This is a genomic window from Pseudomonas sp. MWU12-2345 (assembly GCF_023242385.1).
GTDB lineage: Bacteria > Pseudomonadota > Gammaproteobacteria > Pseudomonadales > Pseudomonadaceae > Aquipseudomonas > Aquipseudomonas gingeri_D.
On sequence record NZ_JALLJA010000005.1, the window covers coordinates 108497 to 123027 of the forward strand.

The window sequence follows — 14531 nt, forward strand, 5'->3', positions numbered from 1 at the left end:
TAATAGGGAATCGGTAGTGCTTGGACTCTTTGGCAAAAAAGCGCATTCGCTCCTGGGGATCGACATCAGTTCCACCTCGGTAAAGCTCCTCGAATTGAGCCGCTCAGGCAATCGATATCGGGTCGAGTCCTACGCCGTGGAACCGTTGCCAGCCAATGCCGTGGTCGAAAAGAACATCGCCGAGCTCGAAGGCGTCGGGCAGGCCCTTGCACGGGTGCTGCTCAAGGCCAAGACCAATGTGCGCGGCGTGGCGGTGGCCGTGGCCGGTTCCGCGGTGATCACCAAGACCATCGAGATGGATGCCGGGCTTTCCGATGACGAAATGGAAAACCAGCTGAAGATCGAGGCCGACCAGTACATTCCCTATCCCCTGGAAGAAGTGGCCATCGACTTCGAGATCCAGGGTTATTCGGCGCGCAATCCCGAGCGTGTCGAAGTCCTGCTTGCCGCCTGTCGGAAAGAAAACGTCGAGGTCCGCGAGGCAGCCCTGGCCCTGGCCGGGCTCGAAGCCCAGGTGGTCGATGTCGAGGCCTACGCCCTGGAGCGTTCCTTCGGCCTGCTCGCCGCGCAACTGGCCAGCGACCACGAGAAGCTGACGGTGGCGGTGGTGGATATCGGCGCGACCATGACCACCCTCAGCGTCCTGCATAATGGCCGCATCATCTATACCCGCGAACAATTGTTCGGCGGTCGCCAGCTCACCGAGGAAATCCAGCGCCGCTACGGCCTGTCCAACGAGGAGGCGGGGCTGGCGAAGAAACAGGGCGGCCTGCCCGACGACTACGTCGCCGAGGTGTTGCAGCCCTTCAAGGATGCGGTGGTCCAGCAGGTGTCGCGTTCCCTGCAGTTCTTCTTTGCCTCCGGACAGTACAACGATGTCGACTACATCCTGCTCGCCGGCGGCACCGCGTCGATTGCCGGGCTCGATCACCTGATCCAGCAGCGGCTCGGTACGCCGACCCTGGTGGCCAACCCCTTCGCCGACATGGCCTTGAGCAGCAAGGTCAATGCCGGGGCCCTGGCCAGTGATGCGCCGGCCCTGATGATCGCTTGCGGTCTGGCCTTGAGGAGTTTCGACTGATGGCGCGGATCAACCTTCTGCCCTGGCGCGAGCAACTGCGTGAAGAGCGCCGCAAACGTTTCCTCACCGCCCTGGTCGGCGTATTGGTGGCGGCGGTCGGCGTGGTGTTGCTGACCGACCAGTACTTCAGCGGTGCCGTCGACCGCCAGGTCGCGCGCAATGCCTACATGAACAAGGAAATCGCCCAGCTCGACGGCCGGATCAAGCAGATCAGCGAGCTCAAGGCACGTCGCCAGCAACTGATCGAGCGTATGAAAATCATCCAGGACCTGCAGGGCAACCGCTCCATCAGCGGGCGGATCTTCGATCAACTGGTGCGGACCCTGCCGGACGGCGTGTATTTCACCGCAGTGAAGATGACTGACAAGACCATCGCGATCACCGGCGCGGCGGAGTCCAACAACCGGGTGTCGGACCTGATGCGTAACCTCGAGGCCTCCGATTGGCTGACCGCGCCGACGCTGACCGAGGTCAAGGCGACCACCGCCGGCGCGGTGGACCAGGCCAACACTTTCCAACTGAGCGTGCGCCAGACCCAGCCGAAACCAGAGGGGGTGGTTAAATGAATGTCTCCCTCTGGTTGGAAAACCTTCGCAAGGTCGATCTCGGCGACCTCGATATGCAGAACATCGGCTCCTGGCCGGCGGTGGTCAAGGTCGCTAGCGGCATACTGACCGCGATCCTGGTGCTGGCCCTGGGCTACAACTTCTACATCAAGGACCTCACCGATCAACTGGACCAGCAGCGCTTGACGGAAGTGACCCTCAAGGAGCAGTTCGCCACCAAGGCCCACCTGGCCGCGAACCTTGAAGCCTATACCCGGCAGATGGAGGATATGGAAACCTCCTTCGGCACCCTGCTCAAGCAGTTGCCGAGCGACACCGAGGTGCCGGGGTTGCTGGAGGACATCACGCGCACGGGGCTGGGCAGCGGGCTGGAGTTCGAGGAGATCAAGCTCCTGCCGGAAGTCACCCAGCAGTTCTATATCGAGCTGCCGATCCAGATTACCGTGACCGGCGCCTATCACGACCTGGCCACCTTCGTCAGCGGCGTGGCGGCCCTGCCACGGATCGTGACCCTGCATGATTTCGAGATCAAGCCGGTCGTAGCCTCACCGGCCGGCGGCACCAAATTGCGCATGAGCATCCTGGCCAAGACCTATCGCTACAACGACAAGGGGCTGCAGAAATGAGCCGCTTGCATGGGATCTGCCTGGCCCTGTTGACGCTGATGCTGGCCGGTTGCGGCAACAGCAACGACTTCAGCGACCTCGATGCGTACATGAAGGAAGTGCGCGCGCGGCCGGCGGGCAATATCGAGCCTACGCCGAAATTTCGCGCCTTCGAGATGTTCACCTACAGTGCCGCTGCGCTACGCAGCCCGTTCCAGCCGCCGATGAAGATCGATCTGGTCAATCGCCAGAAAGGTTCCCACGAGGTCAAGCCTGATCCGAATCGGACCAAGCAATTCCTCGAAGGCTTCAACATCGAGCAGTTCGAAATGGTCGGTACCCTCTCCAACGCCAGTGGCACCTTTGCCCTGGTGCGTGGGGCCGGCGGTGTCCATCGATTGAAAGTGGGCGACTACCTGGGCCGCAATGATGGCCGTATCGTGGCTATCACTGATTCCCAGGTCGAGGTGATCGAGATCGTTCCGGACGGCGAAGGCGCCTGGCTGGAACGACCGCGCTCCATCCCTTTGAAAGAGCACTCATAGTGGAATTCGATATGAACAGGATTATTTCATCCCTCGGCATTTCGCTATGGATAGCGCTGGTGTCGCCGATGGTGTTGGCGGCCAACCTGCAAAGCCTGGATGTGGCGGCGCTGCCCGGAGATCGGGTCGAGCTGAAGCTGGGCTTCGACAGCCCGCCCGCCGCGCCCCACGGCTACACCACCGACCAGCCGGCGCGTATCGCCCTGGACCTGACCGGTGTCACCAGCCAATTGGTCAAGAAGACCCGTGACCTGGGCGTGGGCAACGCGCGCAGCGTGACCGTGGTCGAGGCCAAGGACCGCACGCGACTGATCATCAACCTGACCAAGCTGGCGCCTTACAGTACGCGTATCGAGGGTAGCAACCTGTTCGTGGTGGTGGGCCAGGGCGGCGGTTCGAGCGCTCCGGTCCAGGCCGGAGCGCCAAGGCCCGCCGCGGCGGTATCGGTTCCACCGCGAGCGGCGCCCAAGCCCTATGTAGCGGCAGGCCGGGCAATCCGCAATGTCGACTTCCAGCGCGGCGAGCAGGGTGAAGGCAATGTGGTCATCGAACTGTCCGATCCGACCATCAGCCCGGATATCCAGGAGCGTGGCGGCAAGATCAGCGTGGATTTCGCCAAGACCCAGTTGCCCGATCCCCTGCGGGTGCGCCTGGATGTGAAGGATTTCGCCACCCCGGTGCAGTTCGTCAACGCCAGCGTGGTCGCCGACAAGGCGAGCATTTCCATCGAGCCCAGCGGCGCCTTCGATTACTCGACCTACCAGACCGACAACAAGCTGACCATCAGCGTGCGCCCGCTCACCGTCGACGACCTGCAGCGGCGTAATGCCGAGCGTTTTGTCTACAGCGGCGAAAAGCTCTCGCTGAACTTCCAGGACATCGACGTGCGTTCGGTGCTGCAACTGATCGCCGATTTCACCAACCTCAACCTGGTGGCCAGTGACACAGTGCAGGGCGGTATCACCCTGCGCCTGCAGAATGTGCCCTGGGACCAGGCGCTGGACCTGGTGCTGAAAACCAAGGGACTGGACAAACGCAAGATCGGCAATGTGCTGCTGGTGGCTCCGGCGGACGAGATCGCCGCCCGCGAGCGCCAGGAGCTGGAGTCGCAGAAGCAGATCGCCGAACTGGCGCCCTTGCGCCGCGAGCTGTTGCAGGTCAACTACGCGAAAGCGGCGGATATCGCCAAATTGTTCCAGTCGGTGACCAGTGCCGAGTCCAAGGCCGACGAGCGCGGCTCGATCACCGTGGATGATCGCACCAACAACATCATCGCCTACCAGACCCAGGACCGCCTCGACGAACTGCGGCGCATCGTCGCCCAACTGGACATCCCGGTGCGCCAGGTGATGATCGAGGCACGGATCGTCGAAGCCAACGTCGGTTACGACAAACAGCTCGGCGCCCGTTGGGGTGGCAAGATCAGCGGCGGCAACTGGAACACCTCGGGCGGCTCGCCGACTCTTTCCAAGCTGACCGGCCAGAGCGCCAGCACCCCGTTCGTCGACCTTGGCGCCACCACCGCCACTTCCGGGATCGGCATCGGTTTCGTGACCAACAACACGACCCTGGACCTGGAACTCAGTGCCATGGAAAAAACCGGTAACGGCGAAGTGGTGTCCCAGCCCAAGGTGGTCACTTCCGACAAGGAAACCGCGAAGATCCTCAAGGGTACGGAGATTCCGTACCAGGAATCCAGCTCCAGCGGCGCGACCTCGGTGGCCTTCAAGGAGGCCTCGCTGTCCCTGGAAGTGACCCCGCAGATCACCCCGGACAACCGGATCATCATGGAAGTGAAGGTGACCAAGGATGAACCGGACTACCAGAACGTGCTGAACAACGTGCCGCCGATCAAGAAAAACCAGGTCAACGCCAAGGTCCTGGTCAATGACGGCGAGACCGTGGTGATCGGTGGCGTGTTCTCCAATACCCAGAGCAAAACCGAAGAGAAGGTGCCATTTCTCGGCGATGTGCCGTATGTTGGCCGCCTCTTCCGTCGAGACATCGTTTCGGAAGCAAAATCCGAGCTGCTGGTATTCCTGACTCCGCGTATCATGAATAACCAGGCGATTGCTGTGAGTCGTTGATTCTGTGCGAAATTTGATTCTTGTAGGGCCTATGGGGGCTGGAAAGAGCACCATAGGCCGATTGCTGGCCAAAGAGCTGCGCCTGCCTTTCAAAGATTCCGACAAGGAAATTGAACTGCGTACCGGTGCGAATATTCCGTGGATCTTCGACAAGGAAGGCGAACCCGGCTTTCGCGACCGCGAGCAGGCGATGATTGCCGAGCTGTGCGCGGCCGACGGCGTGGTCCTGGCCACCGGCGGCGGCGCGGTCATGCGCGGCGAAAACCGCCAGGCCTTGCACGCCGGCGGTCGGGTGGTCTACCTGCACGCTTCGGTGGAGCAGCAGGTCGGGCGCACGGCCCGTGACCGCAACCGGCCGTTGCTGCGCACCGCCGACCCGGCCAAGACCCTGCGCGACCTGTTGGCGATCCGTGATCCGCTGTACCGGGAAATCGCCGACCTGGTGGTGGAAACCGATGAGCGGCCGCCACGCATGGTGGTATTGGACATCCTTGAACGCTTGCAGCAGCTGCCTCCCCGTTAAAGCGCGGGAGGAAATGCGCTATCCTCGACCACCGACATGCTCGGTGTCGGTCATGGCTTGAAGCCATCGGGCCGCGTCGATACCAGACGCCGCCGACAATCGTTAATCCTGAGACTGGACGCACGCGTCCATCTTCACTGTGGGGACACATGCAGACACTTAAGGTCGATCTTGGCGAGCGTAGCTACCCGATTCACATTGGCGAAGGGCTGCTGGACCAGCCTGGGCTGCTGACGCCGCACATTGCCGGTCGGCAGGTTGCGATCATCTCCAATGAAACCGTCGCTCCGCTCTACCTCGAGCGTCTGACCCGCAGTCTGTCAGCCTATTCCGTGGTTTCGGTGGTGTTGCCCGATGGCGAGGCCTTCAAGACCTGGGAAACCCTGCAACTGATCTTCGACGGCCTGCTGACCGCCCGTCATGACCGCCGCACCACCGTGATCGCCCTCGGCGGCGGGGTGATCGGCGACATGGCCGGCTTTGCCGCGGCCTGCTACCAGCGCGGCGTGGATTTCATCCAGGTGCCGACCACCCTGTTGTCCCAGGTCGACTCGTCGGTGGGCGGCAAGACCGGGATCAACCATCCGCTGGGCAAGAACATGGTCGGTGCCTTCTATCAGCCCAATGTGGTGCTGATCGACACCACCACCCTCAACACCCTGCCGCCGCGCGAGCTGTCGGCGGGCCTGGCGGAAGTGATCAAGTACGGCCTGATCTGCGACGAGCCGTTCCTGACCTGGCTGGAAGAGCACGTCGACCAGTTGCGCGCCCTTGACCAGAGTGCCCTGACCGTCGCCATCGAGCGCTCCTGCGCGGCCAAGGCCGCGGTGGTCGGTGCCGATGAGCGCGAGTCCGGCGTACGCGCCACCCTCAACCTCGGGCACACCTTCGGCCATGCCATCGAAACCCACATGGGCTATGGTGTCTGGCTGCACGGTGAAGCCGTGGCGGCGGGTACCGTGATGGCGCTGGAAATGTCCATGCGGCTGGGCTGGATCAGTGCCCAGGAGCGTGATCGCGGTATTCGCCTGTTCCAGCGTGCCGGCTTGCCGGTGATTCCGCCGGAAGAAATGACCGAAGCCGATTTTCTCGAACACATGGCAATTGACAAGAAAGTGATCGACGGTCGCCTGCGCCTGGTGTTGTTGCGCCGAATGGGCGAAGCCGTGGTAACCGACGATTATCCGAAAGAAGTTCTACAGGCCACGCTGGGGGCGGACTACCGCACTCTGGCTCAGCTTAAAGGTTGATAGGATTCCGATGACCAGTTTGCATGCCGACGAGGCTTTCCTCGGCCATTACCAGTTAAGTCACGACCCTTTCGCTCCCCGGGTGCCTGGCTTCAAATTCTTCCCCGCCCAGCGCAAGCCGGTGCTCGGGCAATTGCACCACCTGGCCCGCTACAGCCAGTTGCTGCTGGTGGTCACCGGCCCCCAGGGCAGCGGCAAGACCCTGCTGCGCCAGGCGCTGGTGGCGAGTACCAACAAACAGTCGGTACAAAGCGTGGTGGTCTCTGCGCGCGGTGCCGGCGACGCAGGCGGTGTGCTGCGCCAGATCGCCCAGGCGCTGAATGTCGCCCAGGCCGAGATCCAGGAGATCCTCAAGCAGGTGGTGCAACTGGCGCTGACCGGCCAGGAAGTCTACCTGCTGGTGGACGATGCCGAGTCGCTCGACGACTCCGCTGTCGAGGCCCTGCTGGCCCTGGCGGCCGGCGCGCCGGAAGGTCGCCCGCATGTCTTCCTGTTCGGTGAATCGTCGCTGATCGCGGCGCTGGAGCAGCACGGCGCGGAGGAAGAACGCTTCCACGTGATCGAATTGCAGCCCTACACCGAAGAAGAAACACGTGAATACCTGGCCCAGCGTCTTGATGGCGCGGGTCAGGGAATCGAACTTTTTTCCGCTGAGCAGATCACTGAGATTCACGAAAGCGCCGAAGGTTGGCCTGGCAACATCAACCAGGTCGCCCGTGACGCCATGATCGAAGCGATGATCGCCAGCCGCTCCGCGGTGAAGCGTCCAAGTATGGGGTTCAAGATGCCTAAGAAGCAGGTATTGGCGTTGTCCGCCGTGGTGGTGGTTGCCGTCGCGGCGGCCTGGATGATTCCGGGGCGCAACAAGGCGCCGGCCACCGCCGGCACAACCGCCAGCGAGCAGGCGCAGCTGCCATTGGGGCAGGCGCCGAAACCGAACGCCTCGGGTAATCCGACGGTGGAATTCGCCGGCAATTCGCAGCCGATGCCGCTACCGTTGGTCGGCCAGTCGCAGCCGGTGATGCGCGGTCCGCTGGCTGAAGCGGCGGGTGGCAGTATTGAAGGCGATGATGGCATCGCGCCTCCGGTTGACGGTGGTCCGGCCAAGCCGCCGACCGTCACCACCACCGCGCCGCCTGTCGGCGTGCCAGCAGGCCCGACACCGACTCCGGTAGCCAAACCAGTGCCGGCCCAGGCAGCGACCGCCAAACCGGCCCAGACCCCGGTTCCGGTGCCCAAGCCGGTCGCCAAGGCGCCGGAGAAGGCCGTTGAGAAGCCAGCCGTGGTAGCCAAGGCTGCCGCGACCGGCCACAGCTGGTACACCGGCCAGGCGCCGGGCAACTATGTGGTGCAGATCCTCGGCACCAGTTCCGAGACCACCGCGCAGAATTTCGTCAAGGAGCAGGGCGGCGAGTACCGTTATTTCAAGAAAGTACTTAACGGCAAGCCGCTTTACGTGATCACCTACGGCAGCTTCGGCAGCCGCGATGCGGCCGTCAGCGCCATCAAGGCCTTGCCAGCGAAGGTTCAGGCTGGTAAACCTTGGCCTCGTACTGTCGCCAGCGTCCAACAGGACCTGGCCACAACTCGCTGAAGAATCGGCGGCCTTATCCAGGCCGCCTTCCCGGCACCTCAAAATTTCCGCAAGGGCATGCTGCTTCCAAAGCCGCGTGCCTTGTGGTGTCTGCGTCACAGTGGGTTTGAGTCGTCACGGTCAAAATTCAAAAATGTTTTGACTAGCACGAGATATCGCTTTAAACCTTTCATAAATGCGACATGAATTTTCGACATTTCGTCGCTAAATTTGTGAGCGTGAATGTCGGTGTGTACAATGACCTCCCTTTTGCCCCTGCAAAGCCGGCGTACGTTCGGCGTGGATGGTAAGCGGTTGAATTGAAAAGAAATTTGCCTCGATAAAGAGGCAGCCTGGTGAGAAAGTGTCTATGAAAGCAGGTCTGTACCAACCAGATGAATTCAAGGATAACTGTGGTTTCGGCCTGATTGCCCATATGCAGGGCGAACCCAGTCATCACCTGTTGCAGACGGCCATTGAGGCCCTGACCTGCATGACCCACCGCGGTGGGATCAACGCCGACGGCAAGACCGGTGACGGTTGCGGCCTTCTGATCCAGAAGCCGGACCAGTTCCTGCGCACTGTCGCCAAAGCGACATTCGGTAGCGATTTGCCCAAGCAATATGCGGTGGGCATGGTGTTCTTCAACCAGGACCCGGTCAAAGCCGAAGCCGCCCGCGAACACATGAATCGCGAAATCCTCGCGGCCGGCTTGCAACTGGTGGGCTGGCGCAAGGTGCCGATCGATACCAGCGTCCTCGGCCGCCTGGCCCTGGAGCGTCTGCCGCAGATCGAGCAGGTGTTCATCGGCGGCGAGGGCCTGAGTGACCAGGCCTTCGCCATCAAGCTGTTCAGTGCCCGTCGTCGCTCGTCGGTGGCCAATGCCGCCGACACCGATCACTACATCTGCAGCTTTTCCCACAAGACCATCATCTACAAAGGCCTGATGATGCCGGCGGACCTCACCGCCTTCTATCCGGACCTCAGCGACCCGAACCTGAAAACCGCGATCTGCGTGTTCCACCAGCGCTTTTCCACCAACACCCTGCCGAAATGGCCGTTGGCGCAACCGTTCCGCTTCCTGGCGCACAACGGCGAGATCAACACCATCACCGGCAACCGCAACTGGGCTCAGGCCCGGCGCACCAAGTTCGCCAACGACCTGATCCCCGATCTCGACGAGTTGGGCCCGCTGGTCAACCGTGTCGGTTCCGACTCCTCGAGCATGGACAACATGCTTGAGCTGATGGTGACCGGCGGTATCGACCTGTTCCGTGGCGTGCGGATGCTGATTCCGCCTGCGTGGCAGAACGTCGACACCATGGACGCCGACCTGCGCGCGTTCTATGAATTCAACTCCATGCACATGGAACCGTGGGACGGCCCGGCGGGCGTGGTGATGACCGAAGGTCGTCACGCGGTCTGCCTGCTCGACCGCAACGGCCTGCGTCCGGCCCGTTGGGTGACCACCAAGAACGGCTATATCACCCTGGCGTCGGAAATCGGCGTGTGGAACTACCAGCCGGAAGACGTGATTGCCAAGGGTCGTGTCGGTCCTGGGCAGATCTTTGCCGTGGACACCGAAACCGGCCAGATCCTCGATACCGATGCCATCGACAACCGCCTGAAGTCGCGCCACCCGTACAAGCAGTGGCTGCGTAAACACGCCCTGCGTATCCAGGCGACCATGGAAGACAACGACCATGGTTCGGCGTTCTACAACGTCGAGCAGCTCAAGCAGTACATGAAGATGTACCAGGTCACGTTCGAAGAGCGCGATCAGGTGCTGCGTCCGTTGGGCGAGCAGGGCTACGAGGCGGTCGGCTCCATGGGCGACGACACGCCGATGGCGGTGCTGTCCCAGCGCGTGCGCACGCCGTACGACTATTTCCGCCAGCAGTTCGCCCAGGTGACCAACCCGCCGATCGACCCGCTGCGTGAAGCCATCGTCATGTCGCTGGAGATCTGCCTCGGTGCCGAGCGCAACATCTTCGAAGAGTCGCCGGAACACGCCTCGCGGGTGATCCTCAGCTCGCCGGTGATCTCCCCGGCCAAGTGGCGCTCGCTGATGAACCTCGAGCGTCCGGGTTTCGCTCGCCAGGTCATCGACCTGAACTACGACGAGAGCGTCGGGCTGGAAGCGGCGGTGCGCAACATCGCCGACCAGGCTGAAGAAGCCGTGCGCGCCGGGCGGACCCAGATTGTCCTCAGCGACCGCCATATCGCCCCGGGCAAGTTGCCGGTGCACGCGTCCCTGGCGACCGGTGCCGTGCACCACCGCCTGACCGAGAAAGGCCTGCGCTGCGACAGCAACATCCTTGTGGAAACCGCCACCGCGCGCGACCCGCACCACTTTGCCGTGCTGATCGGCTTCGGTGCGTCGGCGGTCTATCCGTTCCTGGCCTATGAAGTGCTGGGCGACCTGATCCGTACCGGCGAAGTGCTGGGCGATCTCTACGAAGTGTTCAAGAACTACCGTAAGGGCATCACCAAGGGCCTGTTGAAGATCCTCTCGAAAATGGGGATTTCCACCATCGCGTCCTACCGTGGTGCGCAACTGTTCGAAGCCATCGGCCTGGCCGAGGAAGTGGTCAACCTGAGCTTCCGTGGTGTGCCGAGCCGGATCAAGGGCGCGCGTTTCGTCGACCTCGAAGCCGAACAGAAACTGCTGGCCGGCGAAGCCTGGAGCGCGCGCAAGCCGATCCAGCAAGGCGGCCTGCTGAAGTTCGTCTACGGTGGCGAATACCATGCCTACAACCCGGACGTGGTCAGCACCCTGCAAGCCGCCGTGCAGCAGGGCGACTATGCCAAGTTCAAGGAATACACCGCGTTGGTGGACAACCGTCCGGTGTCGATGATCCGCGACCTGTTCCAGGTGAAAACCCTGGAGACGCCGTTGGCGATCAGCGAAATCGAACCGCTGGAGTCGATCCTCAAGCGCTTCGACTCGGCGGGGATTTCCCTCGGCGCCCTGTCGCCGGAAGCCCACGAAGCCCTGGCCGAAGCCATGAACCGCCTCGGTGCGCGTTCCAACTCCGGCGAAGGGGGTGAAGACCCGGCACGTTACGGCACCATCAAGAGCTCGAAGATCAAGCAGGTGGCCACCGGCCGTTTCGGTGTGACCCCGGAATACCTGGTCAACGCCGAAGTGCTGCAGATCAAGGTGGCCCAGGGCGCCAAGCCCGGCGAAGGCGGGCAACTGCCCGGCGGCAAGGTCAACGGCCTGATCGCCAAGCTGCGTTATGCGGTACCCGGCGTGACCCTGATCTCGCCTCCGCCGCACCACGACATCTACTCCATCGAGGACTTGTCGCAGCTGATCTTCGACCTGAAACAGGTCAACCCGAAGGCGCTGGTCTCGGTGAAACTGGTGGCGGAAGCCGGCGTCGGCACCATCGCCGCCGGTGTGGCGAAAGCCTATGCCGACCTGATCACCATTTCCGGTTATGACGGCGGCACCGGTGCCTCACCGCTGACCTCGATCAAATACGCCGGTGCTCCGTGGGAACTCGGCCTGGCCGAAACCCACCAGACCCTGCGTGGCAACGACCTGCGCGGCAAGATCCGGGTGCAGACCGACGGCGGCCTGAAAACCGGCCTCGACGTGATCAAGGCGGCCATCCTTGGCGCCGAAAGCTTCGGCTTCGGCACCGCGCCGATGATCGCCCTGGGCTGCAAGTACCTGCGTATCTGCCACCTGAACAACTGCGCCACCGGCGTTGCGACCCAGAACGAGAAGCTGCGCAAGGACCACTACATCGGTACCGTCGACATGGTGGTGAACTTCTTCACCTACGTCGCCGAAGAAACCCGTGAGTGGCTGGCCAAGCTCGGCGTACGTACCCTTGAGGAACTGATCGGGCGTACCGATCTGCTGGAAATCCTCAAAGGCGAAACCGCCAAGCAGAACCACCTGGACCTGACGCCGCTGCTGGGCAGCGATCACATCCCGGCGGACAAGCCGCAGTTCTGCCAGGTCGAGCGCAACCCGCCCTTCGACAAGGGCCTGCTGGCCGAGAAGATGGTCGAGATGGCCCTGCCGGCGATCAACGACTTGAGCGGCGCGGACTTCTCCCTGGATATCTGCAACTGCGACCGTTCCATCGGCGCGCGGATCTCCGGTGAAGTCGCCCGTCGTCACGGCAATCAGGGCATGGCCAAGGCGCCGATCACCTTCCGCTTCAAAGGGACGGCGGGTCAGAGCTTCGGTGTGTGGAACGCCGGTGGCCTGCACATGTACCTCGAAGGTGACGCCAACGACTACGTGGGCAAGGGCATGACCGGCGGCAAGCTGGTGATCGTTCCGCCTAAAGGCAGCATCTACAAGACTCAAGACAGTGCCATCATCGGCAACACCTGCCTGTACGGCGCAACCGGCGGCAAGCTGTTTGCGGCGGGTACGGCGGGTGAGCGTTTCGCGGTGCGTAACTCCGGTGCCCACACCGTGGTCGAAGGCACGGGCGACCACTGCTGCGAATACATGACCGGTGGTTTTGTCGCGGTTCTGGGCAAGACGGGCTACAACTTCGGTTCGGGCATGACCGGCGGTTTCGCCTACGTGCTCGACCAGGACAACACCTTCGTCGACAAGGTCAACCACGAGTTGGTCGAGATCCAGCGGATCAGCGGCGAAGCGATGGAATCCTATCGCAACCACTTGCAGCATGTGCTGGACGAATACGTCGAGGAAACCAACAGCGAATGGGGTCGCAACCTCGCTGAAAACCTTGATGATTACCTGCGTCGTTTCTGGCTGGTCAAGCCCAAGGCTGCCAACCTGAAATCGTTGCTTTCCAGCATCCGTGCGAACCCGCAGTGATATGCGCCTGAAGAGTTTGATGAGGTTTTTGTAATGGCTGAACGTCTGAGTAACGACTTCCAGTTCATCGATGTCGGGCGCAAGGATCCGAAGAAGAAACTGTTGCGTCAGCGCAAGAAAGAGTTCGTGGAGATCTACGAACCCTTCAAACCCCAGCAGTCGGCCGACCAGGCCCACCGCTGCCTGGGTTGCGGTAACCCGTATTGCGAATGGAAGTGCCCGGTGCACAACTTCATTCCCAACTGGCTGAAGCTGGTGGCCGAGGGCAATATCCTCGCCGCCGCCGAGCTGTCCCACCAGACCAACACCCTGCCGGAAGTCTGCGGCCGGGTGTGCCCGCAGGATCGTCTGTGCGAGGGTGCCTGCACCCTCAACGACGGTTTTGGCGCGGTGACCATCGGTTCGGTGGAGAAGTACATCACCGACACCGCGTTCGCCATGGGCTGGCGTCCGGACATGTCCAAGGTCAAGCCGACCGGCAAGCGCGTCGCGATCATCGGTGCCGGGCCTGCGGGCCTGGGCTGTGCCGATGTGCTGGTGCGCGGCGGGGTGACCCCAGTGGTGTTCGACAAGAACCCGGAAATCGGCGGTCTGCTGACCTTTGGCATCCCCGAGTTCAAGCTGGAAAAGACCGTGCTCAGCAATCGTCGCGAAGTCTTCAGCGGCATGGGCATCGAGTTTCGCCTCAACACCGAGGTGGGCAAGGATGTGACCATGGAGCAACTGCTCGCCGAATACGATGCCGTGTTCATGGGCATGGGCACCTACACCTACATGAAGGGCGGCTTTGCCGGTGAGGATCTGCCGGGCGTCTACGACGCCCTCGATTTCCTCATCGCCAACGTCAACCGCAACCTGGGCTTTGAAAAGTCGCCGGAAGATTTCGTCGACATGAAGGGCAAGAAGGTCGTGGTACTGGGTGGTGGCGATACGGCGATGGACTGCAACCGCACCTCGATCCGCCAGGGCGCCAAGTCGGTGACCTGTGCCTATCGTCGTGACGAGGCGAACATGCCCGGTTCGCGCAAAGAGGTGAAGAACGCCAAGGAAGAAGGCGTGAAGTTCCTCTACAACCGCCAGCCGATCGCGATTGTCGGTGAAGACAAGGTCGAAGGCGTGAAGGTGGTCGAGACCCGTCTCGGCGAACCGGACGCCCGTGGCCGTCGCAGCCCAGAGCCGATCCCGGGCTCCGAGGAGATCATCCCGGCCGACGCCGTGGTCATCGCCTTCGGTTTCCGTCCGAGCCCGGCGCCATGGTTCGAGCAGTTCAGCATCGAGACCGACAGCCAGGGCCGCGTGGTGGCTCCGGAGCAGGCCCAGTTCAAGCACCAGACCAGCAATCCGAAGATTTTTGCCGGTGGCGATATGGTGCGCGGTTCCGACCTGGTGGTGACGGCGATCTTCGAAGGGCGCAATGCCGCCGAAGGGATCCTCGACTACCTCGGTCTCTGATCGGTACCTGACCCACTGTAGGAGCGAGCT

At 62.2% G+C, this 14531-nt stretch carries 10 protein-coding genes; all 10 read left to right on the top strand.

What is annotated here, in order from left to right:
- Positions 1 to 16 precede the first annotated feature (16 nt).
- The 10 genes from M5C71_RS12695 to M5C71_RS12740 all read left to right on the top strand — a co-directional run bounded on the left by M5C71_RS12695 (position 17) and on the right by M5C71_RS12740 (position 14501).
- Complete coding sequence (locus M5C71_RS12695) at positions 17 to 1081, top strand: pilus assembly protein PilM (protein WP_100940406.1); 1065 nt, start codon at positions 17 to 19, stop codon at positions 1079 to 1081.
- Positions 1081 to 1647: a PilN domain-containing protein gene (locus tag M5C71_RS12700; protein ID WP_103495033.1), complete on the top strand. Its 567-nt coding sequence runs from the start codon at positions 1081 to 1083 to the stop codon at positions 1645 to 1647. The genes M5C71_RS12695 and M5C71_RS12700 overlap by 1 nt, the downstream gene beginning before the upstream one ends.
- Positions 1644 to 2273, top strand: a complete 630-nt coding sequence (pilO, locus tag M5C71_RS12705) for a type 4a pilus biogenesis protein PilO (protein WP_103495032.1) — start codon at positions 1644 to 1646, stop codon at positions 2271 to 2273. Before M5C71_RS12700 ends, pilO begins: the two co-directional genes overlap by 4 nt.
- The gene (gene pilP / locus M5C71_RS12710) at positions 2270 to 2797 is read left to right on the top strand and encodes a type 4a pilus biogenesis lipoprotein PilP (RefSeq protein WP_103495031.1); all 528 of its coding nucleotides are present in this window, start codon (positions 2270 to 2272) and stop codon (positions 2795 to 2797) included. Before pilO ends, pilP begins: the two co-directional genes overlap by 4 nt.
- Positions 2798 to 2808: 11 nt before the next feature.
- Positions 2809 to 4884, top strand: coding sequence for a type IV pilus secretin PilQ (pilQ, locus tag M5C71_RS12715; RefSeq protein WP_103495043.1), 2076 nt, complete (start codon positions 2809 to 2811; stop codon positions 4882 to 4884).
- Between the two features lie 4 nt (positions 4885 to 4888).
- Complete coding sequence (gene aroK, locus M5C71_RS12720; RefSeq protein ID WP_103495030.1) at positions 4889 to 5407, top strand: shikimate kinase AroK; 519 nt, start codon at positions 4889 to 4891, stop codon at positions 5405 to 5407.
- 149 nt (positions 5408 to 5556) lie between these two features.
- Entirely contained in the window at positions 5557 to 6657 is a 1101-nt protein-coding gene (aroB, locus tag M5C71_RS12725; protein ID WP_103495029.1) for a 3-dehydroquinate synthase, read from the top strand.
- 10 nt (positions 6658 to 6667) lie between these two features.
- Complete coding sequence (locus M5C71_RS12730; protein ID WP_248767967.1) at positions 6668 to 8251, top strand: AAA family ATPase; 1584 nt, start codon at positions 6668 to 6670, stop codon at positions 8249 to 8251.
- Between the two features lie 349 nt (positions 8252 to 8600).
- Positions 8601 to 13049 carry a glutamate synthase large subunit gene (gene gltB / locus M5C71_RS12735; protein WP_103495027.1) on the top strand — a complete coding sequence of 1483 codons (4449 nt, stop codon included), beginning with the start codon at positions 8601 to 8603 and terminating at the stop codon, positions 13047 to 13049.
- 33 nt (positions 13050 to 13082) lie between these two features.
- Positions 13083 to 14501, top strand: a complete 1419-nt coding sequence (locus M5C71_RS12740) for an FAD-dependent oxidoreductase (protein WP_103495026.1) — start codon at positions 13083 to 13085, stop codon at positions 14499 to 14501.
- Positions 14502 to 14531 lie beyond the last annotated feature (30 nt).

Bases quoted from the DNA above. Each gene is read 5' to 3' on its own strand.
- M5C71_RS12700 (WP_103495033.1), top strand. From the start codon at position 1,081: ATGGCGCGGATCAACCTTCTGCCCTGGCGCGAGCAACTGCGTGAAGAG.
- pilO (WP_103495032.1), top strand. From the start codon at position 1,644: ATGAATGTCTCCCTCTGGTTGGAAAACCTTCGCAAGGTCGATCTCGGC.
- pilP (WP_103495031.1), top strand. From the start codon at position 2,270: ATGAGCCGCTTGCATGGGATCTGCCTGGCCCTGTTGACGCTGATGCTG.
- pilQ (WP_103495043.1), top strand. From the start codon at position 2,809: ATGAACAGGATTATTTCATCCCTCGGCATTTCGCTATGGATAGCGCTG.
- aroB (WP_103495029.1), top strand. From the start codon at position 5,557: ATGCAGACACTTAAGGTCGATCTTGGCGAGCGTAGCTACCCGATTCAC.
- M5C71_RS12730 (WP_248767967.1), top strand. From the start codon at position 6,668: ATGACCAGTTTGCATGCCGACGAGGCTTTCCTCGGCCATTACCAGTTA.
- gltB (WP_103495027.1), top strand. From the start codon at position 8,601: ATGAAAGCAGGTCTGTACCAACCAGATGAATTCAAGGATAACTGTGGT.
- M5C71_RS12740 (WP_103495026.1), top strand. From the start codon at position 13,083: ATGGCTGAACGTCTGAGTAACGACTTCCAGTTCATCGATGTCGGGCGC.